Origin of the sequence: Paenibacillus camelliae (assembly GCF_023715345.1) — a bacterium.
Classification (GTDB): Bacteria; Bacillota; Bacilli; order Paenibacillales; family Paenibacillaceae; genus Pristimantibacillus; species Pristimantibacillus camelliae.
The window spans coordinates 43,277-64,867 of the sequence record NZ_JAMBNY010000002.1 but is presented as its reverse complement, the minus strand read 5'-3'; the positions used below and the strand labels follow the sequence as shown (position 1 = coordinate 64,867).

Here is a 21,591-nt window from a genome sequence, read left to right as displayed (position 1 = left end):
ATGAACATGTATGAAACCTCAATAGGCAGAAGTAAAATAAGTTTTAGTCCAGTAAATGAACTCGAAGAAATTGAACAGAATTTAGTAACTTTAATAAGCACCGCAGCAGGATCTGTTCCACTTGATCGATCACTTGGCATTGACATGTCTGCATTAGACAAACCAATGGAAATAGCAAGTGCATTAATTGTAGCAGCTGCCATAGATGCAATAGAGACGTATGAACCGCGTGCTGTAGTAAAGTCAGTAACGACAACATTTGATGCTGATGGTCGTCTAGTGCCTGTGGTTAGATGGGAACCCGCTGGGGAGGTGAGTACTTGAATATATTTGATTTACCGGATATTAACTTTATCGATGTAGATGCTGAGCAAATTATAAATGCAGTCATAACGACATATGAAGCCTTAAGTGATCGAAAGCTACACCCAGCCGATCCCGTAAGGCTTTTTTTGTTGTCTCAAGCTAACATCATCATTCAGCAGCAATTGCTGATCAATCAAGCAGCTAAGCAAAATCTATTACGTTATGCAAGTGATGACATTCTGGAGCATATCGGTGCTCTGACTGAGACAAGCAGATTACAAGCTACTGCTGCAATTGATACGGTTCGTTTTATCCTATCGACTCCACAAACTAGTGCTATGCCTATCCCATTAGGTACGAGGGTAACACCAGGAAACAGTATTTATTTTGAAACGGTTGAGCTTGCCGAGATTGCAGCAGGGGATATAAGTGTAGATGTTAAGGTGCAGTGTACAACAACAGGTACGTTGGGAAATGGATACTTGCCTGGTCAGATCAATACGTTAGTTGATCCGCTACCATTCACCACATCCGTGGCCAATCTCAACGGCAGCAGCGGAGGTACAGATATTGAGACGGATGATAACTATCGTGAACGCATCTATACGTCACCCTCGCGCTTTTCTGTGGCTGGTCCAAGTGGTGCATATGAGTATTGGGCTAAGACAGCAGTCAACGGAATCAGTGATGTTTATGTATACAGTCCTGCACCAGTCGAGGTTGATGTTGTTGTGCTCATGGACAATGGCGAACTACCTACACAATCTGTACTTGATGCTGTAGACGTTGTGCTTAATGATCGATCAATTAGACCACTCACTGATAAAGTAACAGTACTAGCACCGACACCAACACCTTATACTATCGATTTATCGTACTGGATCGATACAGACAACGCTTCTGATTCGGTTACGATTCAGGCACAGGTGGATGCTGCTGTAACTGCATATATCGCGTGGCAACGAGCTAAGATTGGCCGCAACATCAATCCCTCTGAATTGGTGCGCAGAATCATGAATGCGGGGGCTAGACGCGTTGTAGTCAACAGCCCAACGTACACAGTCATAGAAAATACTGAGGTTGCTATCATTCAAGATTTATCGGCAGATGTCAACGTAACCTATGGAGGTCTTGAAGATGATTGATATTGCAGCCGTAAAGCTTGTAGACATTCTACCGAGCAGCATAAAGCACGATGTTGATGTTGTTAATGCAGCTGGTGCATTAGATAATCTCAACAATCAAATCGCTGGTATAATCCCATCTTTATTTTTTGTAGGCAATGTCGATCATATCAGCGGTGCGTGGTTGGACGCTTTAGCGTGGCAATGGCAAGCTCCCTATTATGATCAAACGCTACCTATTGAGCAAAAGCGTGAGATCGTCACGCGTTCACTATCATGGCATAAGCGCAAAGGCACACCATCAGCGGTAGAGGAACTTGTGACAACGATTTTTGGTAGCGGTGAGGTACAAGAGTGGTGGGAGTACGGTGGACAGCCTGGTTACTTCAAAGTACGTACAAACGATCCTTCAGCTACAGCAGATAAAGCAACTGAGTTTCTAGCAGCAATCAATTCCGTAAAAAACGAACGAAGCTGGCTAGAAAAAATTGAAATCATCACTGAAGGTACTATGCGAATTTACTACGGTGTTGCTACGCACGTAGGCGATCAAATCATAGCAAGGCAGGTGGTATAACCTTATGGCTAACTTTAATATGCAGATTACTAACCGTGGTCGAGCGCTGCAAGCAAAGGCGCAGGCAGGAACACCATTGGTGTTTACAAGAATGCGCATTGGTAGTGGATCTATGAGCGGTCAACAAATTGCGGATATGACAGCGCTGATCGACCCTAAATTATGGCTGTCCATAAATAAATCCGTGGTATCTTCTTCAGGAAAATATACGGTCGGCGCATATCTCTCTAGCAATAATGTCACAACAGGATTTTACTTTAGAGAGTGGGGGGTATTCGCACAAGATCCAGACTTAGGAGAAATTCTTTATTGCTACGGTAATGTAGGAGCAGGGGCTGAATATATCGCAGCAGGTGGAGGATCAGACGCTGTTGAGAAGCAATTGGATGCAATTACTATAATCGGTAATGCTGCTAACGTTTCAGCTGTGCTTGACGAGTCACTTGTATTTCCTAGTCGTAGAGAATTTGAGGAACACAAAGAAGCTGAGGTGCTTGATCATCCAGACGGTAGTGTAAAGACAGCTAAACTTGCTAACGGTGCTGCTACTGATGATAAAATAGGCAACCGGACAATCAGTGACTCAACTCCACCAACAAGCAACACAGGGAAACTAACGGGGTTGCTCAGCGGTCTTGCGAATATGATTAAATCCATAACAGGTGGATCAACATGGCGAACAGCACCAGGTATGACAATAGCAGCTATTAAAACCATACTAGACGCTGCGACTAATGCTGCAACAGCTAATACGTTGATTAAACGTGACGCTAATGGGCGGGCTAAAGTAGCAGCTCCATCTGCAACGGATGACATCGCACGTAAAGCTGAGGTGGATGCTGCGATCAGTACAGCGGCTGCAGATGCTACATCAAAGGCAAATGCAGCGCAAAGTGCTGCCATTTCTGCCGCAGCTAGTGATGCAACGAGCAAGGCGAATGCAGCTCAAGCAGCGGCAATAAGCGCAGCAGCGTCAGATGCGACTAGCAAAGTCAATGCGCATGCTTCCGATACAATTAAACATATCACAGCCTCAGAGCGTACAAACTGGAACGCAAAGGAAACAACCACCGGAGCACAGGCAAAAGCAAATGCTGTACAGACAAACTTAAATACTCATACCGATAACTCAACAGTGCACATTACCGCAGCTGAGAGGACAGCTTGGAACACAAAACCAAATAAGGATGGTACTCTACAAGAGAACTTGAACTCTGAAATGGTTAACGGTTGGAGAGTGTTTACTGGAGCATCAGCTATTGGGTTGAATGATACCGCTACTATGCAGCAAATATTTGACGCATTACCCGATAAGAGTAAATTTTTTATGAACGTATTCTCTTCTAATATGGGCGGTTTAGGACTACCGCATTCTGGAAACTTAGAAGTAACAAGAATATCTTCTAGTAGAGGGTTTGCGCTATACTATTCTGTTAACGGCGTATTTATGAGAGGTAATTTTAACGGGAACGGCTCTTGGGCGGGCTGGGATGAAATTGCTGAGTTGGACTCTCCAACGTTTACTGGTACCCCTACGACTACAGAACCTCCAGCAGAAGACGACAGCTCAAGAATTTCAACAACAGCTTTTGCTAAAGCGAGGGCTATTGCTGCTAACCATCCTGTAATTAGCGCTAAAGTGCCGTCTGACCCACCATCATCTTACCCGAACGGTAGGAGCGTATTTACAATAGGGTCTTCAGCTTCCTCAGGAAATTGGCCGATAGGGTATGCGTTGGTTGAAACTGTTAAAGCTGGCCCGAATAGAATCTATCAAATTATGTATCCTACTCAAGCTGGTTATGCAGAGTCCATACAATTTAGAAATCAAACAACAACAGTATCTGATGAATGGTCTAATTGGTTAGAAATACCGTCTTTAAATAGCCCTAACTTCAAAGGTACTCCAACAGCTCCAACTGCAAATATAAATACTAAGAATAATCAAATAGCCAATACAGAGTTTGTAAATTCTTACGCGGTTAATTCAGTGGCAAGTGGTAGTAGTTCTGACCCTAATACGACACAAGAATCGTATATTCTAACAAATCACGGTAATGGGCCAGGTGGAGGTCTCTATTGGCACATATACACCATGTTCTACAGTAATAAAACAGCAAATAGAGCACAGATAGCGGTATCCTATAATAACCCAACTTCTGCGTTGTTAAGAATTAGACAATGTTTTAGCGGTTCTTGGACCGATTGGAAAGACATGGCGCCTTTAGACTCTCCTAATTTTTCGGGTAATGTTAGAGTACCTACAGCTGCAACGGGTTCAAACGACACAACTGCTGCCAACACGTCATTCGTACAAAAAACAGTTGATAACGCTAATTCAATCAAGGCCATTGATAACCGAACGGTTAGACCGAATAACCTCAAAGACGATAGTCTAGCCCACTACTTCTCGACTCTTGGGGGTATGACGGGTTCTGCAAATACTTCCTATGTGGATATACTTGCACTGAACGGATATCACGACACCTCTGGGCAAAAGGTAAATGCTCTTGTGTTCGCTAAGGGTAATCAAGCTATTTACCACTATCAAGGGACTTATGGCTCAACCACTTGGGGGTCTCCTAAAACATTGGCGTACACCGATGCAATTCCCGAAATCGCAACTGAGGCAGAAGCAGAAGCAGGGGCAGACAACACCGCAATGATGACTCCTTGGAGGGTAAAGCAGGCGATCGATAACAGGACACGGTACGGTACTACAACAGGTTCGGCAACGGCTTACGTATTAACATTATCTCCTGCGCCTAGCAAGTTGTACTCTGGTATGGATGTAAAAGTAAAACTCCATACAAATACAGGAACAAACCCTACTCTTAACGTGAATGGACTTGGCGCTAAAGCATTATATGCCTCCAACGGTACGGACAGATTCCAAGGAGTTGCAGGTCGCATCTACACCTTCATCTATGATGGAACGGCTTTTATCTTAGCTAGTGGAGGGGGGTGGGGAACAGGCGATGTAGTTCCACTTGATAAGATTGCGATTGAAACGGGTAATGTTGCTACTGAGGTTTGGGCTAACACCGAGGTTGTTAGTGGCAATGACGTAGCAGTTGACTCATCTGGTAACGTGTACTCTGCACATATAAGTGGCAAGCAGATAAGAAAACTCAACTCACTAGGTGAAGAGGTTTGGGCAAACACAGATGTTGGTTCTGGGAACGCGGTAGCGGTGGATACGTCTGGCAATGTATATGCGGCTAACGGTGTTTTAGTTGGCAGTAAATCTGTAAGAAAACTCAGCTCCAGTGGATCAGAAATTTGGGCAAAGACAGATGCTGGTGTTGCAAATGATATAACTGTAGATTCTTCTGGAACTGTATATGTCGCACACAGCTCATCAAAACAGATAAGAAAACTTAACTCAAGTGGAACGGAGTTATGGGCAAAAACGGATGTTGACAGTGGTCAAGGTGTGGCAGTTGATTCATCCGGGAATGTGTACTGTGCAAACTCTGTTGCACTTGGTGGAAAAGCGGTTAGAAAACTTAACTCAAGTGGCACTGAGGTATGGGCAAAGACAGACGTGGCTAATGCGAGAAGTATTGCAGTTGATTCTTCTGGTAACGTATATACGGCGCATAATGTTACAACGGGAAATAAAGTTCTAAGAAAACTTGACCCTAGTGGTTCAGAAATATGGGCAATTACTAACTCTTCATCATTTGACGCTGTAACTGCCGATGATGCAGGTTATGCTTATGCTGTATCCGGTACCTCCGGAGCGCAAGTTAGAAAGTTTGGTCGCGATGGCACTGAGGTTTGGCGTAATGGTGGTATGACGCTAGGTAAAGGTGTAGCGGTAGATTCAAGTGGTAATGTGTATACTGCACACTCTGGTACTACTGCTGGCGCAAAGTACGTCAGAAAGCTTTCGCAAAACGTGTTAGGCTACAAAGTCTTATAAGGGGGGAAATTTCATGTATTTACTTAAAGGTAATTGGGAAGGCGAAAAGCTTGTTACTTCAATTATGTACAACATGGATGCACCGGAGAATGCAGAACTAGACACATCAGATGGCGTGCTTATCGATGAGCAACCTGCATTCCCAGAAGCGCAAATCGGCAAAGGTCACATCTTATGTGCTAATGCAGATGGTGAAGTGTGGTTTGAAGAGATCGATGTGCCACTCACTCCGGAGCAGGAAATGCAAGTGCGTATAGACCAACAGCAAGCTCTCATTGATATGCTGATCTTAGATAGTCTAGGAGGTGCTGAATAATGTTCGAGACACTTAAACGACTTCATGACACAGGTAAGCTCAATGAGCAAGGCCTACAAAACGCAGTTACCAAGGGATGGATCACGCTGGAGGAATACAATCAAATCATAAACGAAGGTGAGACCACTACAGAGTAGGTCTTTTTTTATTGCCAAAATGGGGGTATGGGGATGGTAGACAAACTGTTTGAAGTAGGAGTTGCCCAAGGGCTGGGCATCTTCTTTTTTTTATTCATAGCGGTTGGTGCTGCATTTTGGCTTCAGAATAAAACGATCATGAAGCAGAATGACAATCGTGAAGCCCGTTATATTGCAACGATCGATAAACTTGCTGAGTCATTTCAGGAAGTGGCATCTGTCAATCAGAACGTTGCTGAGATGAGAAAAGAGCTTTCCGAACGAAACAACCGGCAGGATCAGATGCTTGGCAGAATCTTAGACAGGCTGCCAATAAAAATGGATTAATTGAAGGGATGATGTTAAATGAATTGGGAAATCGTACAAGGTCTTATTGATGCGAGGTTATTAATCGTATTGGCTGCATGTTGGGTAATTGGCTTTACACTCAAAAAGACTCCACGAGTGCCAGACTGGACTATTGTCTATATCGTTACTGTAGCAGCTGTGTTGTTGTCCTGCGGCTTGTTAGGTTGGACAGTAGAGGTAATCATTCAAGGTGTTATAACGGGAGCCTGTGCTGTCTATGGGCATCAGTTGGTCAAGCAATCTACAAAGGGTGATGAGTGATGCAAATTGTTGATTTACGCGGCAAGCTGCTTACTCACAAAACAAAAAGATACAGTACACGTAAAGAGAGTGATATTAGATCCATCGCGATCCATCACTCTCTTACTGTTTCAGGAAGCCCTGAGGCTTTTGCAACGTACCACGTAAACACTAACGGCTGGCCTGGTATCGCTTATCCATATGTGATACAGCGTGATGGTACCATCTATAAGTGCCACGATCACAATGTTGTGACATACCACGTTGGCAACAGCAACAAACACGCACTAGGCATCTGCTTAGTCGGTGACTTTAGGACGCAACATCCAACCACTGAGCAATATGCAGCTGCCATATGGTTAGTTCGTAAGCTGCAGCAAGAGTTATCTAATGCAAAGGAAGTAAAAGGCCATTCGCAATATCCAGGCTATAGTTGGAAAGCATGTCCTGTTATCAGCATGGATAAGTTTATAGCTGATCTTGTAAACGGGGTACAAAAAGGAGATGATGAAGAATTGAAGCTTACTGATTATCAATGGAAAGTGCTCAGCCTTAACATTCAAAAGTTGCTCGATCAAAAGGTTATAACCGATGTGAAGTGGCTGGAAAAGGTGCAGCTTCGAACTCTTACTAATAGTGAATTAAACTGGCTCAATAATGTCGTTGTAATGCGGTTAACTTAAACATAAAAGATCTACTGTCGGTAAAAGGTCAGTAGATCTTTTAATATTCTAAATTAATTTGTTGCCCTATACGGAAAAAAATTTGCATAAATTTCGAAAATTCGTATAATATAGTTAACGGAGATAACTCGTGAAGGATAAGGCTGGGTTCCCGAATGGGAGTAGGCACAAGGCGTGCTTAGAATTCCTTTGCCCCTGGGGTTATCTCTATTTGTTTTTTAAAGCTTCTTTGATATTGTGAATGATATTGACAGGGTCATTTTTAATTTCATTTACAATCAGGTCAATTGTTTGTTGAGAATAAGAATGATAAGTAATAGTCCCTGTCTCAAAAGGATAATGATAATTGTCGTTACCCTTGAGAGAATAGTATTTAGTCAATAAGCCGAATGAATGCTGATTAACTTTAACACTAATATCTAAACCTTCGAGCTTTTTGTTAATACGTTCAATGCATTTTTTTGCATTGTAGGGGTGTGTTTTGCTTATATCCCTGACCTCTTTAATGATTTTCACCTTTGCATCTGCTGAATTATCAATTCCAACAAATGAAGTCGCCTTCTTTTTATCTTTGACAATATAATGGTGATGTTCAATTACTATAGCGAAATTCGGATTTTTAACGCTGCTTAGACTCAGTAATTCTTCATTCGCATTAATTAACTTTTTAGCAATTTCTTCTGGGTATTTTGCAATTATTTTTGTGTTATCAATGGCTTCCATAGAAATATTCAACGCAAGAAAATTTTGGGGGATGTATGACGTCATGTCTATCCCGTGAAAATCTGACATCTTTTCCGAATAGTTTAATACGCATGCTTGAAAAAGAGGTACATATACCATTTCGTATTCAGTAGTAATGAAATGAGTGCTCGTATTTCTCAGTTGAACTATTTTTTCAAGATTTAGGCGAAGTGGATCTTTGTCATTCGTGAAAATCAAACGAATACAGTTTTCCAAAGTTATTGTACGATCGCGATTGTCTTTGTAATATATACAGTCTTGACCCATAGTCTTAATAAGATATGATTTTAACATAAGTTCCCATGCGTTACATATAAAGAAGCTAAACCCTTCTACCCTGTATTTAATTGTAGGTTTGTTGTATATTTCTATCCCTAGAATAAAAGCTTCGATACTTTTTTCAACCATTTTATCTTCATTTTTGTAAACATTATCATTAGGAAGCTTTTCCATCATATCACCTGCTTTATTTTCTCCACCAAATGGAGTATTTGTTTGTTAACAACTTCAAACAATTATAATCCAAAAGTCACATTTTGGCGATATGTGGAATTTTTGTTTCGGTTTGCAATTAAATTAAAACAAAGAAATCCCCTCTGCCTTAATGGTGGAGGGGCTATTTTTATTTCAAAAGAAGTTCACGTTTGCTTAAAAAATCATTATGTTTTTTTATTTCTTTTTTTAGTGCAGTCTCCTGCAGAAGAACATTAATTCACCTTTTCAGCTATACGTACTGCATTATTCGCTGTTCCATGAGTTGTACTTAACACAATTCTATCTATCTGTGAATCGTCTTTTTTTAAGAAGGCCACATACCCTGTAATAGATTCATTTGGTTCTAAAGACCAAGTATAAATGTAATCATCTTCTTTAGAAAACCCGTATGACAAAGTTTTACCAAAAGCACTTAGCACTCCTATTTTTAGCTGTAGATCAGAATAATTACTTGCTATCTTTTTATCACTGTTATTTTTAAGCGTAACTTTCATCCATAGAAGATGTGACCCAATGTCATAGTCAACAATGTTATATCTACTATTTATTGCTTTTCCTTCCATCGAGTTAGTTTTATACAGAAACGCATCGTGGTAAGTGATCTCTAGTCCACCGGCAGCAATAGCAATCGGTAGCTCTTTAAGTTGTGTCAAGCCATAATTGGCAAAATTATGATAAACTACGTCTTTATCGCCAGTGATGAAATTTACCGTATTCGTTGCACTATCAAAGCTGATCTTCATGCCTAATCCTTGTGCAATAAAGCGAGCCGGAATAAATATACGATTTTGTTTCATTTCTGCAACAGTGTCCATCGTAACGTTTTTGCCATTAACGATAATTACTTTTTTTCCAACCGTCACAGATACCGCGTATTTTCCTCTCGTTAACGTCGCGGTTTGTTTCGCATTATCCCACTTAATATTCTTGCTTTCTACCCCAAGAGCTGTGGCTATCAATCGTAACGATCCCATTGTGCGTTGTTCTTTATTTATATAAGGTACTGGTTCACCTGAAGGGGTGAAAAACAGTTGTCCATCTACATAAAAATTAGGTGGATTAGAGCTTGCTGATGTAGTAATAGGAAGTGTAACTAATAAAATGAATGAAAGTATGGTAATAAATATTTTTTTCAAATCTATCTCTCCTTAATAATATGTTTTTTGTAAAATAACAAACAATTGTACAACAATATACAAAATTTTACTCGTTTCTCAAAATTATATGGTACAATTTAGGTAAGTACAACTATAAAAAGTGATGTGATGGCTACAACTGGTAGTAACTACGTCCATTAAAGTGTTATTAAAACAAAAAATATTACTGAGGTTACTAAATAGACAAAGTGAAGCCCCTCTGCCTTAGTGGTAGAGGGGCTTTTTGCAGTTGTTTGCATAGTTACTATCCTCGATTTTTAATCACTTTTACCAACGCTACAACACTAATCGCAAGAGCAGCAATACTGATGATTAATGTAGCTGTTTCCATCGAACATTCCTCCTTTAGAGGGGAGCCCCCTCATAGTAATCCATATAGTTTAGTTGTCTTTCGATATGTCTTGATTGCGCCGCCTTTTTCTCCATTGGGCTTAATTGTCCAATGTTCTTTGAAGCTTGCCATATCGTTACAAAGTCTAACTGTGATTGATTTTTCGGTTTCTTTGATGATCTCGACCACGCTGTACATCATTCCACTAGCTTCAGCAAGTTGTGTTCCTACCTTAATTTGGTTAGCTACAATAATCATTCAATCATCTCCCGGTTTTATTTTCAAATCATCTATGTTAAGATTGGGAGGAGAGGGGCGCTAACCCTCTCCAAGGGAACTATTTTCGTTTGCTGGTCGGCTTACGTTTTTTAGTTCCTTTTTTCTTTGTCTGACTAGCGGTCTTGATTAGCATGATTGCTGTTACCAATTGAATGACCGCTGTCAGAAGCCCAATCCAATCTTTTAACATCCTATGTATCACCTCCTTTACTATCTTAATTATATACGATATTCGTATACTTGTCAACGATATTCGTATAATTATTATTCGATATTAGTTGATTTTTATTCGCTATTCGTATAATATAATATTGAGGTGAGAGATGTGTTGAGATTGAAATTGGATGAGTTAATGCACGCTAGACGTTTGAATGCTAATAAAGTATCTGAAATGACAGGGATACGCTATCCAACAGTAAGGGATATGGCGCAAAATAAGTCAAAGGCATGGTCTCCTGAGAACTTAGAAAAAATTATGGTGGCTTTGGAAATAGAGGATATTTCAGAGCTCATTGAATATGTAAAGTAGAGAGTCTGCTTGCGCGGGCTCTTTTTTTGTTGGTAAAACCAATGAAAAATATTAAACAATAAGCCCCTCTGCCTTAATGGTGGAGGGGCTTATTATTAAAGAAAATTCTTAGTAACGTTAACAAGTTCGTCTTTATACTTGATAATATCTGATACTGAGTCAATCGAGTACGTTGTTCTGTTTTCATCATTTAAAACTATTGTCTTGCTGCTACTCCTGTTGAGGTATAAACGGCATATCCATTTGCGAATATTATCATCCAGTAAGATATTAAAATAGCTTTGATTGTCTCTATGAAAAATTCTTTCTGTCGGAATGATGTCCTTGAGTAACACTTTAACAGTAATATAACCCTCGATCTCCTCTTCTGTAGTAACAATTTCAGGTTCATTTTTACTAGTTTCTGTGCTTACAGCTACTTCTTCAATTGCTTTACTAACATCGACATTTGTAGTCTCTAGTGCAGACTTCAGTTTGTCATTTAAGTGATCATTCATAAATTGTTTCAAGGATTTATGGACGATTCCACTAAACCTCTCAACAACTTGCTTAGTCTTTAATCCAGGATATATGTCAGAAATAATTAGTTTTATAAAATCATCGCTAGGACTCTCCCACTGTGTACGTAAAAACTGTTTGATCTCATTAGTGTATTTTAATTCTGATGCGGTATTAATAATGTGCTCTACGTCAAAGTTGCTTTTTGCAAACTTTTGAAGTTCTATTAGTTGGTGATCGCGGATATCGAGCATGTTGAACTCAAAGAAAGGTATGGAATCCATTTTGTTTTGCTCGTCTAAGTCAGTGTAAAAACGATATGTAATACCATTCGTGAGAATTGCGAACTTAGCCGTTGTAGTTCCGAAATATCTAAAAAGTTGTGAGTCATGTTTTTCTAATTTTTCCTGGATTGATTTTGCTTCAATTAAGATGATGGGATTGCCATTTTGTAGGATTGCATAATCTACTTTTTCACCTTTCTTAATACCAACATCAGCAGTAAACTCTGGAATAAATTCTTCAGGGTTAAAGATATCGTATCCTAATGATTGAAAAAAAGGCATTACAACAGATGTCTTGGTAGCTTCTTCTGTAAGAATGCTGTCTTTTAGTTTTAGCGTACGTTTGGCTAATGTCTTGATTTGCTCTGCAAAGTTTTCCATAACCAATCCTCCTAAATAGCTCTCATTGACTATCTGATTTACTCAAACCCAAATGCAGATTCAATACAGTTGACAAAATAAACAGATATTTCCTCATTAAACAAGATTATATGGTACAATCTAGGTAATTACAACTAGAAAAGGGGGATTTTGTCGTGGCACGAAGAAGAAGGCGTAAGCAAGAAGATCCAGTCGCTGCACTTATGGGTCTATTAGTTTTAGGAGCTGGTCTAGGTATATGGCAGCTCACAAACAATTTAATAATAGCAGCACTGGCTGCAGGTTGTGTCGTAGGATTATTTTTTGCAGTTGCAATGATATTACATATGAAAAAAGTAGAACGTCTTAAACGGTCAGGTATTGCAGAAATTGATAAGATGGAAGGCCGGCAGTTTGAGAAGTACTTAGGGCATCTATTTCGAATGCACGGATATGCCGCGGAAGTGACTCAAGCCTCAGGAGACTACGGAGCTGACCTAGTTATTTCCAAAGGAGGTCGTAGGATAGTTGTTCAAGCAAAACGTTATAAAAATAATGTGGGCTTAAAAGCTGTTCAGGAAATCTATGCTGCTATGAATCATTACAAAGCATCTGAAGCTTGGGTTGTTACTAATAGCGACTTCACAGAACAAGCGTATACATTAGCACGCTCAAATGGAGTAAAGCTTATTAATAGGAATCAGTTAATTGAAATGATACTTGCAGTTAACCCACCTAATAATGCTTCTGCAAAGAAAAAAACAATATGATAACGGTTGAACAACCTTCTCACTTAACGAGCGGGTTGTTTATTTTATTACAGCTCTTGTACGTTTTGAACAGATCAATCAACGTATGAGTGTAGGATATATGCTCATCTCTGAACCTAAGAATGAGTTGGTTGAAAGCAAAATTATTAGGATCGTGAGCTAATTGGGTTAAAAATCTGTATACGAGTGCGTGGAACGATTCAAGCTCAGCGCAATTATCCTTATGTTGTTCTTGCCTAATTATTTCAATTGGTTCCAGGACAGTTTTAACAAATAAATTACTTAGCATGATATTTAATTCCTCTTGTATTATGTCTGAATGCAGTTGCATCTCTGTTAGAATTTCATCCTCAATATCTAGGATTACCTTCATATTTTCACTCCTTTACTATCAGAGTAAAACCCCCACAGTTATATCTAGTGAGGGTTTTGATGTTATTTTTATTCCATTAACTTACTCATACCAGCTTTCGTCATATACAAGAAAAGCAGTTAATTTGTTGGAGTATGATTTAGCCTCAAATGAGAACTCCAGTTTATTTCCTGCATCAGATAATTCAAATTCTACATACTTTGTTGAATTATGCTCCATTTCACCAAATGATATGATGTTTCCATCTAGATCTATAACTTTATATTTAATTTTTTCGTAATCAGTTCCTTTTCCTTGAGCACCGAAGGTTACTCCTATTTTTGATGTGCCTTCTGGGAAAGTTAATGTGAAACCTTTACCTGCATAACCTATTTCTGAGACCGACACAACTTCGTTGTATTGCTTATCACTGAACTCAATATTTTTGGGTTTTAATAGTAATTCACTAGCGAATGTTTTATTGATTACAACTTTGTCTTTCGAGAATGTGGTTCTTGCTCCAGGTGTTTTCGCAACTTTATCATTTAAGGATATACGTTGATTTTCAGCGTTCCATTTAACATCTAATCCTGTTGCTTCTGCGATTGTTCTAAGGGGCAAGTATGTAGTGTTATTGTAAGTAATAGGCTGTGATTGAGATAAATTTAGTGTTTTCCCTTTAAGTTCGACACTAATTGCAGAGTTGAGATATGCCGTAATCTTGGTGAGGTGTGATGATGCGACTGCTCCTGATGCAAAACATAGTAATGCCAGTGAACCAATCAGTAATCCGGTTAATAATTTTTTCTTTTTTATAATAATCATCTCCCTTCACGTTATAAGATTAGACATTTCTTTACGAAATCCTTCTTTTTTACCAATCTTTTTACAATAATGGTGACTATTGGACTATGAATGTTGGACTATATCGAAGTACTTGCATTATTTGTTCCTTAGTAGTATAAATAAATAAGAACATTTGTTCGCGTATATATACTACTCAAAAGGCGGTGGTCTTATGCAAAAATATATCGGCAAGATCGTCCAATTAATCTATATCGATAGCAAGCGTGAGGTAAGTATCCGTAATATAAGAGTTATAGCAACAGGCGAAGAGAAATTCATGGCATACTGCTACTCTAAGAAGGATGTGCGGACTTTCAATCACTCAGGGATTGTCAGTATAGATGAGCTTAACCCAAAGTTGCTAGGAGTAATTGATCAAATTAACCAACACAGCAGAAGCAATCAGTTTGACGGAGGTAATGCAAGTGGCAACTAGAACAGGTGATGGGTTGTGGCAACAAAAGATCATGTTGCCTGAGCATAAACAGATGTATGAGGATTATGTGGCATCCCTTGACTGTAGAGAAAGAATTGAGCTAGACGAGCAAGAAGTAGAGCAGATCAGTCGTGCATTGCAACAGTCGATGCAATATAAGGTGCCGCTATCTATCCGGATGTATGACCCGTTCGAACGAGTGCAGGTTATAGGTGTTGTCGAGAACATCAGTAAACGGTATGGACAATACAAGGTTAATGGAGATTGGTTTAGTGTAGACGACATTGAAGGTATCGAGGTGGATAATGAGCCATGCTAAACGATACTGCGCGCAAAATATACAATGTGATTTTTCATCTATACCGTTACGAATGGTCCGAAATCGATATTGAGCGCATATCTCGACTAAGCCTAAGGACAGAGCAACAGGTTAAAGATGCTGTTAATTGGCTGTTCAAAGAAAGTTATATCCACTGGGATAAGCAAACAAATAGGTTTAGAATTCCATTCAAGTAGGCCGTTACTGTTTAGGTAGCGACCTTTTTTATGTCCAGAAGTCTTTCTCCTTATTCTTTCTTCCGGTTAGTTTTTCTAACGCTTTAAGAGCTTCGTTTTTTGTTATCCCTCTAAATGACCCGTTATCCTCTACAAATAACTTCGAAACAGTTTCCTTATTCAGAACACTAGCCCTCACTGTATCCTGCTGACTTCGTTTAAGATACGTCACTCGACAGTGGATGAAATGGTGAAGAGGATGATAGTTAAAAGGCGATCATTGGAAAAATATAGGTTATACACTATACTATCTATATATAGAAAAGGTGAAGATTGTTTAAATAAATAAGTAGAGCTATTATATTACATGGGTATATAAGTAACGCAAGAACTACATTGTAAAAAATCTTATGTAACTGTAGGGGGATAGCATGGGTGGAAGAGATACAATAAAAGGCGTTAAAATTCAAGGAATTGTAGCTGTTTTGAATTCGCTAACTAATAGTGACTGGAAAAACATATATATTGAACCAGAAATTCTAGGAGAAAAAACAGATAAAATTGATATTCAATGGGATTTATGTGATGGTAGGAGAAGGTTAGGGCAAGTAAAAAGCTCAGAAGGATTAATTAATAAAAGCGCTATGAAAACTTATCTTAATGAAATGATTAAAGAGACTAATTCTTCAGATGAGTTTGTTCTATATGTTGTAGGTAATTTATCTTCGGATGCATCTACTTTTGTTAATAATTTAAACAATAGTACTTTGGATAAATCAGAATTAGCTGGTTATGAGTTTGTGAAACAGAGGGCAACTTCTGTAAAGATTGTATTAAGAGCTTTTGATTTCGAGGCATTAGAATCCTATGCCTACAAGTTATTGCATAAATTCTATGATTCTAAAGATATAGTTGTGAGGGCTAAGGATTTAGAACAAAAAACATCTGCTTTGTTCCATCAATTTGATCGATTACCTATACTACGCATTCCGTTATCAAAAAAAGAACTAGAGAATACTTTAGTAGATTGGATTGATTATACTGCACGTGGCGATCTTGATTTAATAGAACGCCAGAATCTGAAAGAATCAGTAGGTAAATTAAAAGTTAAGTTTAGTTATTTAGTAACCTTATTGTATGATCCTACTACTGTTATTACAGAAAAGCTTTCCAGATTAAATGCTATTGATGAGTTTAGTTTAGCTTTTTCACTTAAAGGAGTTCAGTACAGATATCTTGATATTTTAGATGAACTTGAACACTTTGATAGAAAAAGAGAAGAAATGATGGAACTATACGAACTATACCAAACTGAGAAAAGAGAGGATTTTCATAGCCCTGTCCGCTCCTTCTATGCAGAAAAGATAAATAAAATATCATCTAATGAAATTGATGAAAAAATAGAATCTGAATCGATAAAAGAGTTCATGGATAACTTGGAAAAGATATATGATCAGTTGTATAAGTAATATATTTTTTCAATGTAAGGCAAGTATTAACAAGTGATTCCATGATTTATAGGCATCATAAATAAGTTAGGAAATGGGTCATGCGATTATATGGCAAACTACCAAAAGATCGCATGATTTTTTATTCTTATTAGCGATAAAATGAAAAGGTAATCGTTGGAAAGTAATAGGATATGCTCTATAATATATAGCAATTAATGTACAAGGGGGAAGAGGCTTGAAGAAAGTGCTTGTTGGACTAATTGCAATGATGCTATTACTTGTAGGATGTAGCAGTAGCGGAAATGGACTGAAAGAAATAAAAACGAGTGATCTTTGCGTCACTCATATTAACCTCGATTCGAAAATATGTTATGGGGATGAAAAGAAAGACGTCGAACAAGTAACAGGCGAAGGCGAAGAAATAACCAGGTTTATGAGTTATGAGAACGGAATAAGGATAATGTACCGAAATGATAAAGTTGCAGGAATAAGCTTGTCTGATGAATCGCTAGATATTTATGAGTCTGAATTTGCAAAAATCGGTGATTCTAAGAAGTCCATACTTGAAAATTTAGGATCAGACAATTCCATAAATGAAGTGCCAAGCAACCTGGATTATCTTTATGATTCACAAACTAAAAAGTTTATTTTAGGTAAACCCGACCTTAAAGAAACGGCAGAAGAAATGGAAAATGTATATATAGTATCATTCATGTTTGATGGTGATGGCAATGCGAGATCGATAATGTTAGTGGATTGGAGAATGGCAACATTCATGCAATAAATCTGAAACCTGTAATATGAACCCTATTGCCTTTTTAGAATAGATAAATTATAGTATAAATATTCCATTCTTTTTTTAGCCCTTGGTCAAGCGACGGAGAGGGTGCTGTAATTACTTAATGCATCTTATTGCAAGATGAACCACGTAACTATTTTATTAATATTGGAGCTACCAATATTAAGCTAAGAGAGGTCTAGCGCCTCATTTTTCTAAGCTTAATTTGGGTAGCTCTTTTTTTATGTTCTGGGAGGTGGTTGTAAAATATTACATAGTTTGTTGTGATAGGCTTCGACAAAACATCGGTATGACTTCAATTAGAATGACCTTAAGTATTACTTAAGTTTTTCTCTATGGGAGAGTAGTAAACTACTCTAACCTATTGCTTTCGATTTTTATGGTGCAGTACATAGAAATCAGTAACACGACACTCAAGGAGGTGAGCAGCGATAATAGCGAATTCAAGCGACATATTGGATTTTTTATGTATAAGCTGGCTAACGAACGCTTCAGTGCATTCCATACGTCTTGCGAATTCGGCTTGGCTAATACCTTTTTCTTTTAATCGTGATAGCAATAGGCATTCTCCTAGAATGAATGTCATTATTAAACTCCTTCTTTATCTTGTCGATGTATGTCGATAAAATTAAGAACATACGTTCGCTTTTTGTGGTATTATATATGTATGAAAAATCATAATAGGGGTGGTACATATAGAACGCTCACCAGAAAAATTAGTAATAAACTGGCATGAAGTTTATATTGCTAATGGATTTGATCTTGAAGTATACGAAAAAATAAAAAATGGTGACTCTACTTTTGAGTCTTTAGAAACCGAACGTGTTGAAGATGCATTCTAATTTGTTGCTCCGTTAGAGTACCACCGTCGTCCTGATGATGGTACTTTTCTATTATTTCATCATCTGTGTATTTATCTACAAGTTCAAATATTTCGAACGGATTAAATTTAGTTTTTACTTCTATGCCATATGAAACACCGCCCTCTTGAACAACAAAATCGCTCTTGTAAGTTGGATCAATATCACCTTTACTTACATTCAAAGCATCTGCGATCATTTGTAATTTTCCTGGGGATACTAGGTTATTTCCGTTTACATAGTCGGAGATTGCACTAGTTGATAGACCGCTTTTTTCTGCTAATTCTCTTTGGATGATACCCTTTTCCTTAAGAATTTTCTTTAGATTATTTGATATATCTTTCATTAGCTTTTCTTCAACTTCAGTGTATCTCTTTCTCATTTATAAATACTTCCTCTCTCAAACTGATTTCATTTGCATTATATTGCATATTTACAGAATTAGCAAGAAAAAAATCCGAACTGATCGGTTGACAATCCGACTAGATCGGATTTATGATTGTGGTACATCGAACGGAAGCGAGGTGAAAACGAATGAGCAGGTTTTGTATTACCCTTCGAACAGCAAGACTACTGCGAGGTATGACAGTTAAGCAAGTTGCGATCAAAACAGGGAAGTGCGTTGACACTATAAGTAAATATGAAAAGGATTCGACAAATATCCCTCGTGACTTATCAATCGAACTGATTCGGTTGTATAACGTACCTGAAACTGTTATTTACTTCGGAAAAGAATCCGACCTGTTCGGATTAGTTGAAGATTCAGCTAAAGCAATTTCTATTTAACATCATATCCGATCTAGTCGGATTATATTCCTGCAAGACAAAAATAAGTTGGATCCAAATAAAGAAAGCGAGGTAATGAGATGAATCAACTAATCCCAACACAATCAAACGACAACGGAGACTTACTTGTAAGTGGTCGTGATCTACATGAGTTTTTGGATATTAAAACTAATTACTCAACTTGGTTTGATCGAATGGCTGAATACGGATTTAAGGAAAATGTGGACTATGTTTTGCTTTCCAATTTTGAAAAGCAAACCGGGAGCGGTGGCCACAATAAAATCGACCACCACCTAAAGATCGACATGGCAAAAGAAATCTCGATGCTACAGCGCAATGAGAAAGGCAAGCAAGCACGACAATACTTCTTGGAGCTTGAACGACGCTGGAATAGTCCAGATGCAGTAATAAAACGAGCTCATGACTTCTTGCAACGCAGAGTGGACAACCTTAGGACCGAAAATCTGCTGCTAACACAGCAAGTGCACGAGTTACAACCTAAAGCAACTTACTACGACATGGTACTACAAAACAAGTCACTGCTCTCGGTTTCCAAGATCGCTAAAGATTACGGAATGAGCGCTATAGCCTTTAATCAAAAACTTCACGAGTTAGGTGTTCAGTTCAAACAAGGAGACATTTGGTTGCTATATGCAAAACACCAGGATAAAGGTTATACACAGACAACGACGCATGTTATTGACGCGGACAACTCAAAGGTTAGCACCAAGTGGACACAAAAAGGCAGGCTGTTCTTGTACGAGCTACTTAAACAAAACGGTATTCTTCCAATGATTGAACGAACAGAAGTAGCGAAGCGAGGTAATAAGTAATGTCTAAACAAATAATCTACGCAACACGCTTAATGAAAGCACGTGAGCACTTACAGATTGTACAAGCTCAGAAAGAGATCCATCGTGCTGAGCACATCGCTAGCCGTTTGAAAGTGGTGAAAACATGCTAACTACATCAGGCGAAATCAAACTCAGTGACGAGCAACTAGATCTGCTAGGAAACTATTACACCAATACAAATGTACAAGCTACGACAGGCATTCGCTTTGAACAGTTTCTAAACTTGTACGTTCGTGGTCGGTGGCATGAAAGGGTGGTGTAAATGAACTTTGGCGAGGAGCTGCAATCACTACGAAAGAAATATGGACTCAGCATATCAGCGTTGAGTGGGATAACGGGTGTGCACAAATCAACGATCTCATACATCGAGCGCAGCACCACTAATCCAAGCATTGTAACAGCACAGATATTGCTCGAGCCACTTGGAGCAGAGCTTGCGATTGTTGAGAAAAAAAGCAGCGAATCTTGATCGCTTATTATTTTTTTGCCAAAAACGGCTATTTGAGCCTAAAAAGGAGACTGAAAATGATGTTAAACAAATTATTTGAAGCATTAACTGGCAAGCGCCAGCGTGTAATAACGGTTATCCCAGCAACAGAATTGACTGAAATTCGTGAGCTCTCTAAAGCGCAATGGTTACTCGAATTAAATACGAGATCTGCATTAGCACAAAGTCACTTTGAATATGCTCAGTCAATCAGCGCCGAAAGGGTGTCATTGGAAAATGAGAAAGTGATTGAGGAGTCAACGCAATTATTCGTCAAAACAGAACGCAGTCAATTGTTGGAGTCTGAATATGAAAGACTCAAAGCGCTTGAGGATGAACTAATCACTAAACTGCTAGCTGCTCATGGCATTGAGTATACAGATGATACTTACTTTGATATCGCGTCAGGCGAGGTAAGCATCGAGGAAGATGTACCTAAAGATTGAGCTTCATAGGTTGGTGATTCTATCGAAGGGAGGTGAAAAGAATGAATGAAGCAGTGGAATATGAGGATGTTTTAGTTAAGCTCGAGATTCGCACAACAGAGAAAATTACAGTGATCCAAATCAATGAGGAATTCATGGATAAGGTAGTGATCAGCTTAGATATTGAATGGCATAAAGGCAAACCAGTTCTAATCTACGTTGAATTTGAAGATGAATCAGCTTTCGACTTGGTACCAGGTTCAGATGCATTTATCTACTGCACATATCAAACAGTCGCCATCGATGGACCCGCAGAAACAAAATAGACCGCACTGAGTGGGGGCTCAAGCGGTCAGGATCAAATTATGGTCATTGTATCATGACCGAGAAAAAGGAGCAAATGGAATGAATGATCTAATCAAAGAAAAGCTGAGCATTGCTAAGCGAGCTGGCGAATTGCATGAGGAGATTGAAGGTCTTGAATATACGTTAAATTGTTCGAAATCGAAATTAGAAGCTAAGCACTCTTACATTATTAACGTCTCCCTAAATTCATTCAGTCTAAATTTAGATACAAACAAGATTGATAATACCGATTTTTCTCTACACGAAGCAGTGATAATGTACCTTGAAAAACAAATCGATAAACGTCATCAAGAACTAGATTCACTCATCAAAATTCTGAAATAGGAGG

The 21,591-nt window shown here is 38.6% G+C and carries 29 protein-coding genes; 21 read left to right on the top strand and 8 right to left on the bottom strand.

Translation table 11 applies throughout. The annotated features are described in order from the left end of the window. Nucleotides 1-6 precede the first annotated feature (6 nt). From M3180_RS06305 to M3180_RS06265, 9 genes are all read left to right on the top strand, one after another. The gene (locus tag M3180_RS06305; RefSeq protein WP_251666461.1) at nucleotides 7-324 is read left to right on the top strand and encodes a GPW/gp25 family protein; all 318 of its coding nucleotides are present in this window, start codon (nucleotides 7-9) and stop codon (nucleotides 322-324) included. Further along, nucleotides 321-1,451, top strand: a complete 1,131-nt coding sequence (locus tag M3180_RS06300; RefSeq protein ID WP_251666460.1) for a baseplate assembly protein — start codon at nucleotides 321-323, stop codon at nucleotides 1,449-1,451. Before M3180_RS06305 ends, M3180_RS06300 begins: the two co-directional genes overlap by 4 nt. Further along, nucleotides 1,444-2,007: a phage tail protein I gene (locus M3180_RS06295; RefSeq protein WP_251666459.1), complete on the top strand. Its 564-nt coding sequence runs from the start codon at nucleotides 1,444-1,446 to the stop codon at nucleotides 2,005-2,007. Before M3180_RS06300 ends, M3180_RS06295 begins: the two co-directional genes overlap by 8 nt. 184 nt (nucleotides 2,008-2,191) lie before the next feature. Next, the gene (locus tag M3180_RS06290; protein ID WP_251666458.1) at nucleotides 2,192-5,935 is read left to right on the top strand and encodes a hypothetical protein; all 3,744 of its coding nucleotides are present in this window, start codon (nucleotides 2,192-2,194) and stop codon (nucleotides 5,933-5,935) included. Nucleotides 5,936-5,948: 13 nt separating this feature from the next. Continuing rightward, nucleotides 5,949-6,251, top strand: coding sequence for a hypothetical protein (locus tag M3180_RS06285; protein ID WP_251666456.1), 303 nt, complete (start codon nucleotides 5,949-5,951; stop codon nucleotides 6,249-6,251). Continuing rightward, nucleotides 6,251-6,388 (top strand): XkdX family protein, encoded by a 138-nt coding sequence (locus tag M3180_RS06280; RefSeq protein ID WP_251666454.1) that lies wholly within the window; start codon nucleotides 6,251-6,253, stop codon nucleotides 6,386-6,388. The genes M3180_RS06285 and M3180_RS06280 overlap by 1 nt, the downstream gene beginning before the upstream one ends. A 33-nt stretch (nucleotides 6,389-6,421) precedes the next feature. Next, a complete protein-coding gene (locus M3180_RS06275) occupies nucleotides 6,422-6,715 on the top strand; it encodes a BhlA/UviB family holin-like peptide (protein ID WP_251666453.1) in 294 nt (97 codons plus the stop codon). Nucleotides 6,716-6,733: 18 nt separating this feature from the next. Beyond that, nucleotides 6,734-6,997 carry a phage holin family protein gene (locus tag M3180_RS06270; protein WP_251666451.1) on the top strand — a complete coding sequence of 88 codons (264 nt, stop codon included), beginning with the start codon at nucleotides 6,734-6,736 and terminating at the stop codon, nucleotides 6,995-6,997. After that, nucleotides 6,997-7,659 carry a peptidoglycan recognition protein family protein gene (locus M3180_RS06265; RefSeq protein ID WP_251666450.1) on the top strand — a complete coding sequence of 221 codons (663 nt, stop codon included), beginning with the start codon at nucleotides 6,997-6,999 and terminating at the stop codon, nucleotides 7,657-7,659. Before M3180_RS06270 ends, M3180_RS06265 begins: the two co-directional genes overlap by 1 nt. 207 nt (nucleotides 7,660-7,866) lie before the next feature. On the opposite strand, the gene M3180_RS06260 is transcribed toward M3180_RS06265, so the two are convergent. The 4 genes from M3180_RS06260 to M3180_RS22705 all read right to left on the bottom strand — a co-directional run bounded on the left by M3180_RS06260 (nucleotide 7,867) and on the right by M3180_RS22705 (nucleotide 10,855). Beyond that, entirely contained in the window at nucleotides 7,867-8,859 is a 993-nt protein-coding gene (locus M3180_RS06260) for a DUF3644 domain-containing protein (protein WP_251666448.1), read from the bottom strand. Nucleotides 8,860-9,110: 251 nt separating this feature from the next. After that, entirely contained in the window at nucleotides 9,111-10,034 is a 924-nt protein-coding gene (locus tag M3180_RS06255; RefSeq protein ID WP_251666446.1) for a copper amine oxidase N-terminal domain-containing protein, read from the bottom strand. A 382-nt stretch (nucleotides 10,035-10,416) separates the two neighbouring features. Then, nucleotides 10,417-10,644 (bottom strand): hypothetical protein, encoded by a 228-nt coding sequence (locus M3180_RS06250; RefSeq protein ID WP_251666445.1) that lies wholly within the window; start codon nucleotides 10,642-10,644, stop codon nucleotides 10,417-10,419. Between the two features lie 79 nt (nucleotides 10,645-10,723). Next, nucleotides 10,724-10,855, bottom strand: a complete 132-nt coding sequence (locus tag M3180_RS22705) for a hypothetical protein (RefSeq protein WP_285855641.1) — start codon at nucleotides 10,853-10,855, stop codon at nucleotides 10,724-10,726. 138 nt (nucleotides 10,856-10,993) lie between these two features. Here M3180_RS22705 and M3180_RS06245 point away from each other — a divergent pair, with 138 nt between their 5' ends. Further along, nucleotides 10,994-11,194, top strand: coding sequence for a helix-turn-helix domain-containing protein (locus M3180_RS06245; protein ID WP_251666443.1), 201 nt, complete (start codon nucleotides 10,994-10,996; stop codon nucleotides 11,192-11,194). A 95-nt stretch (nucleotides 11,195-11,289) separates the two neighbouring features. Here M3180_RS06245 and M3180_RS06240 read toward each other — a convergent pair whose 3' ends face one another. Further along, nucleotides 11,290-12,357 (bottom strand): type I restriction endonuclease, encoded by a 1,068-nt coding sequence (locus M3180_RS06240; protein ID WP_251666442.1) that lies wholly within the window; start codon nucleotides 12,355-12,357, stop codon nucleotides 11,290-11,292. A gap of 155 nt (nucleotides 12,358-12,512) precedes the next feature. On the opposite strand from M3180_RS06240, the gene M3180_RS06235 reads away from it, so the two are divergent. Further along, the gene (locus M3180_RS06235; protein ID WP_251666441.1) at nucleotides 12,513-13,106 is read left to right on the top strand and encodes a restriction endonuclease; all 594 of its coding nucleotides are present in this window, start codon (nucleotides 12,513-12,515) and stop codon (nucleotides 13,104-13,106) included. 454 nt (nucleotides 13,107-13,560) lie between these two features. Here the strand turns inward: M3180_RS06235 and M3180_RS06230 are convergent, their stop codons facing one another. Then, nucleotides 13,561-14,283, bottom strand: a complete 723-nt coding sequence (locus M3180_RS06230; RefSeq protein WP_251666440.1) for a stalk domain-containing protein — start codon at nucleotides 14,281-14,283, stop codon at nucleotides 13,561-13,563. A gap of 193 nt (nucleotides 14,284-14,476) precedes the next feature. Here M3180_RS06230 and M3180_RS06225 point away from each other — a divergent pair, with 193 nt between their 5' ends. The 4 genes from M3180_RS06225 to M3180_RS06210 all read left to right on the top strand — a co-directional run bounded on the left by M3180_RS06225 (nucleotide 14,477) and on the right by M3180_RS06210 (nucleotide 17,470). After that, nucleotides 14,477-14,740 carry a hypothetical protein gene (locus tag M3180_RS06225; RefSeq protein ID WP_251666439.1) on the top strand — a complete coding sequence of 88 codons (264 nt, stop codon included), beginning with the start codon at nucleotides 14,477-14,479 and terminating at the stop codon, nucleotides 14,738-14,740. Beyond that, nucleotides 14,730-15,059 carry a YolD-like family protein gene (locus tag M3180_RS06220; protein ID WP_251666438.1) on the top strand — a complete coding sequence of 110 codons (330 nt, stop codon included), beginning with the start codon at nucleotides 14,730-14,732 and terminating at the stop codon, nucleotides 15,057-15,059. Before M3180_RS06225 ends, M3180_RS06220 begins: the two co-directional genes overlap by 11 nt. A 607-nt stretch (nucleotides 15,060-15,666) precedes the next feature. Further along, nucleotides 15,667-16,704, top strand: a complete 1,038-nt coding sequence (locus tag M3180_RS06215; RefSeq protein WP_251666437.1) for a hypothetical protein — start codon at nucleotides 15,667-15,669, stop codon at nucleotides 16,702-16,704. Nucleotides 16,705-16,921: 217 nt separating this feature from the next. Beyond that, complete coding sequence (locus M3180_RS06210) at nucleotides 16,922-17,470, top strand: putative periplasmic lipoprotein (protein WP_251666436.1); 549 nt, start codon at nucleotides 16,922-16,924, stop codon at nucleotides 17,468-17,470. Between the two features lie 376 nt (nucleotides 17,471-17,846). Here the strand turns inward: M3180_RS06210 and M3180_RS06205 are convergent, their stop codons facing one another. Together M3180_RS06205 and M3180_RS06200 are read right to left on the bottom strand one after the other, a co-directional pair. Beyond that, complete coding sequence (locus M3180_RS06205) at nucleotides 17,847-18,071, bottom strand: helix-turn-helix transcriptional regulator (protein WP_251666434.1); 225 nt, start codon at nucleotides 18,069-18,071, stop codon at nucleotides 17,847-17,849. A 209-nt stretch (nucleotides 18,072-18,280) separates the two neighbouring features. After that, nucleotides 18,281-18,727, bottom strand: a complete 447-nt coding sequence (locus M3180_RS06200; protein ID WP_251666432.1) for a helix-turn-helix domain-containing protein — start codon at nucleotides 18,725-18,727, stop codon at nucleotides 18,281-18,283. A gap of 152 nt (nucleotides 18,728-18,879) precedes the next feature. Between M3180_RS06200 and M3180_RS23030 the strand changes: the two genes are divergently transcribed. From M3180_RS23030 to M3180_RS06175, 6 genes are all read left to right on the top strand, one after another. After that, nucleotides 18,880-19,131 carry a helix-turn-helix domain-containing protein gene (locus M3180_RS23030; protein ID WP_432806908.1) on the top strand — a complete coding sequence of 84 codons (252 nt, stop codon included), beginning with the start codon at nucleotides 18,880-18,882 and terminating at the stop codon, nucleotides 19,129-19,131. A gap of 80 nt (nucleotides 19,132-19,211) precedes the next feature. Next, entirely contained in the window at nucleotides 19,212-19,964 is a 753-nt protein-coding gene (locus tag M3180_RS06195) for a phage antirepressor KilAC domain-containing protein (protein WP_251666431.1), read from the top strand. A gap of 283 nt (nucleotides 19,965-20,247) precedes the next feature. Next, nucleotides 20,248-20,454, top strand: coding sequence for a helix-turn-helix domain-containing protein (locus M3180_RS06190; protein ID WP_251666430.1), 207 nt, complete (start codon nucleotides 20,248-20,250; stop codon nucleotides 20,452-20,454). A 56-nt stretch (nucleotides 20,455-20,510) separates the two neighbouring features. Next, complete coding sequence (locus tag M3180_RS06185; protein WP_251666429.1) at nucleotides 20,511-20,918, top strand: hypothetical protein; 408 nt, start codon at nucleotides 20,511-20,513, stop codon at nucleotides 20,916-20,918. 41 nt (nucleotides 20,919-20,959) lie between these two features. Next, the gene (locus tag M3180_RS06180; protein WP_251666428.1) at nucleotides 20,960-21,223 is read left to right on the top strand and encodes a hypothetical protein; all 264 of its coding nucleotides are present in this window, start codon (nucleotides 20,960-20,962) and stop codon (nucleotides 21,221-21,223) included. Between the two features lie 79 nt (nucleotides 21,224-21,302). Beyond that, nucleotides 21,303-21,587, top strand: coding sequence for a hypothetical protein (locus M3180_RS06175; protein ID WP_251666427.1), 285 nt, complete (start codon nucleotides 21,303-21,305; stop codon nucleotides 21,585-21,587). Nucleotides 21,588-21,591 lie beyond the last annotated feature (4 nt).

Excerpts from the sequence above, each read along its gene's own strand:
- M3180_RS06305 (WP_251666461.1), top strand. The coding sequence starts at position 7 with ATGTATGAAACCTCAATAGGCAGAAGTAAAATAAGTTTTAGTCCAGTA.
- M3180_RS06295 (WP_251666459.1), top strand. The coding sequence starts at position 1,444 with ATGATTGATATTGCAGCCGTAAAGCTTGTAGACATTCTACCGAGCAGC.
- M3180_RS06285 (WP_251666456.1), top strand. The coding sequence starts at position 5,949 with ATGTATTTACTTAAAGGTAATTGGGAAGGCGAAAAGCTTGTTACTTCA.
- M3180_RS06280 (WP_251666454.1), top strand. The coding sequence starts at position 6,251 with ATGTTCGAGACACTTAAACGACTTCATGACACAGGTAAGCTCAATGAG.
- M3180_RS06275 (WP_251666453.1), top strand. The coding sequence starts at position 6,422 with ATGGTAGACAAACTGTTTGAAGTAGGAGTTGCCCAAGGGCTGGGCATC.
- M3180_RS06270 (WP_251666451.1), top strand. The coding sequence starts at position 6,734 with ATGAATTGGGAAATCGTACAAGGTCTTATTGATGCGAGGTTATTAATC.
- M3180_RS06265 (WP_251666450.1), top strand. The coding sequence starts at position 6,997 with ATGCAAATTGTTGATTTACGCGGCAAGCTGCTTACTCACAAAACAAAA.
- M3180_RS06260 (WP_251666448.1), bottom strand. The coding sequence starts at position 8,859 with ATGATGGAAAAGCTTCCTAATGATAATGTTTACAAAAATGAAGATAAA.
- M3180_RS06250 (WP_251666445.1), bottom strand. The coding sequence starts at position 10,644 with ATGATTATTGTAGCTAACCAAATTAAGGTAGGAACACAACTTGCTGAA.
- M3180_RS22705 (WP_285855641.1), bottom strand. The coding sequence starts at position 10,855 with ATGTTAAAAGATTGGATTGGGCTTCTGACAGCGGTCATTCAATTGGTA.
- M3180_RS06240 (WP_251666442.1), bottom strand. The coding sequence starts at position 12,357 with ATGGAAAACTTTGCAGAGCAAATCAAGACATTAGCCAAACGTACGCTA.
- M3180_RS06230 (WP_251666440.1), bottom strand. The coding sequence starts at position 14,283 with ATGATTATTATAAAAAAGAAAAAATTATTAACCGGATTACTGATTGGT.
- M3180_RS06225 (WP_251666439.1), top strand. The coding sequence starts at position 14,477 with ATGCAAAAATATATCGGCAAGATCGTCCAATTAATCTATATCGATAGC.
- M3180_RS06215 (WP_251666437.1), top strand. The coding sequence starts at position 15,667 with ATGGGTGGAAGAGATACAATAAAAGGCGTTAAAATTCAAGGAATTGTA.
- M3180_RS06205 (WP_251666434.1), bottom strand. The coding sequence starts at position 18,071 with ATGACATTCATTCTAGGAGAATGCCTATTGCTATCACGATTAAAAGAA.
- M3180_RS06200 (WP_251666432.1), bottom strand. The coding sequence starts at position 18,727 with ATGAGAAAGAGATACACTGAAGTTGAAGAAAAGCTAATGAAAGATATA.
- M3180_RS23030 (WP_432806908.1), top strand. The coding sequence starts at position 18,880 with ATGAGCAGGTTTTGTATTACCCTTCGAACAGCAAGACTACTGCGAGGT.
- M3180_RS06195 (WP_251666431.1), top strand. The coding sequence starts at position 19,212 with ATGAATCAACTAATCCCAACACAATCAAACGACAACGGAGACTTACTT.
- M3180_RS06190 (WP_251666430.1), top strand. The coding sequence starts at position 20,248 with ATGAACTTTGGCGAGGAGCTGCAATCACTACGAAAGAAATATGGACTC.
- M3180_RS06185 (WP_251666429.1), top strand. The coding sequence starts at position 20,511 with ATGATGTTAAACAAATTATTTGAAGCATTAACTGGCAAGCGCCAGCGT.
- M3180_RS06180 (WP_251666428.1), top strand. The coding sequence starts at position 20,960 with ATGAATGAAGCAGTGGAATATGAGGATGTTTTAGTTAAGCTCGAGATT.
- M3180_RS06175 (WP_251666427.1), top strand. The coding sequence starts at position 21,303 with ATGAATGATCTAATCAAAGAAAAGCTGAGCATTGCTAAGCGAGCTGGC.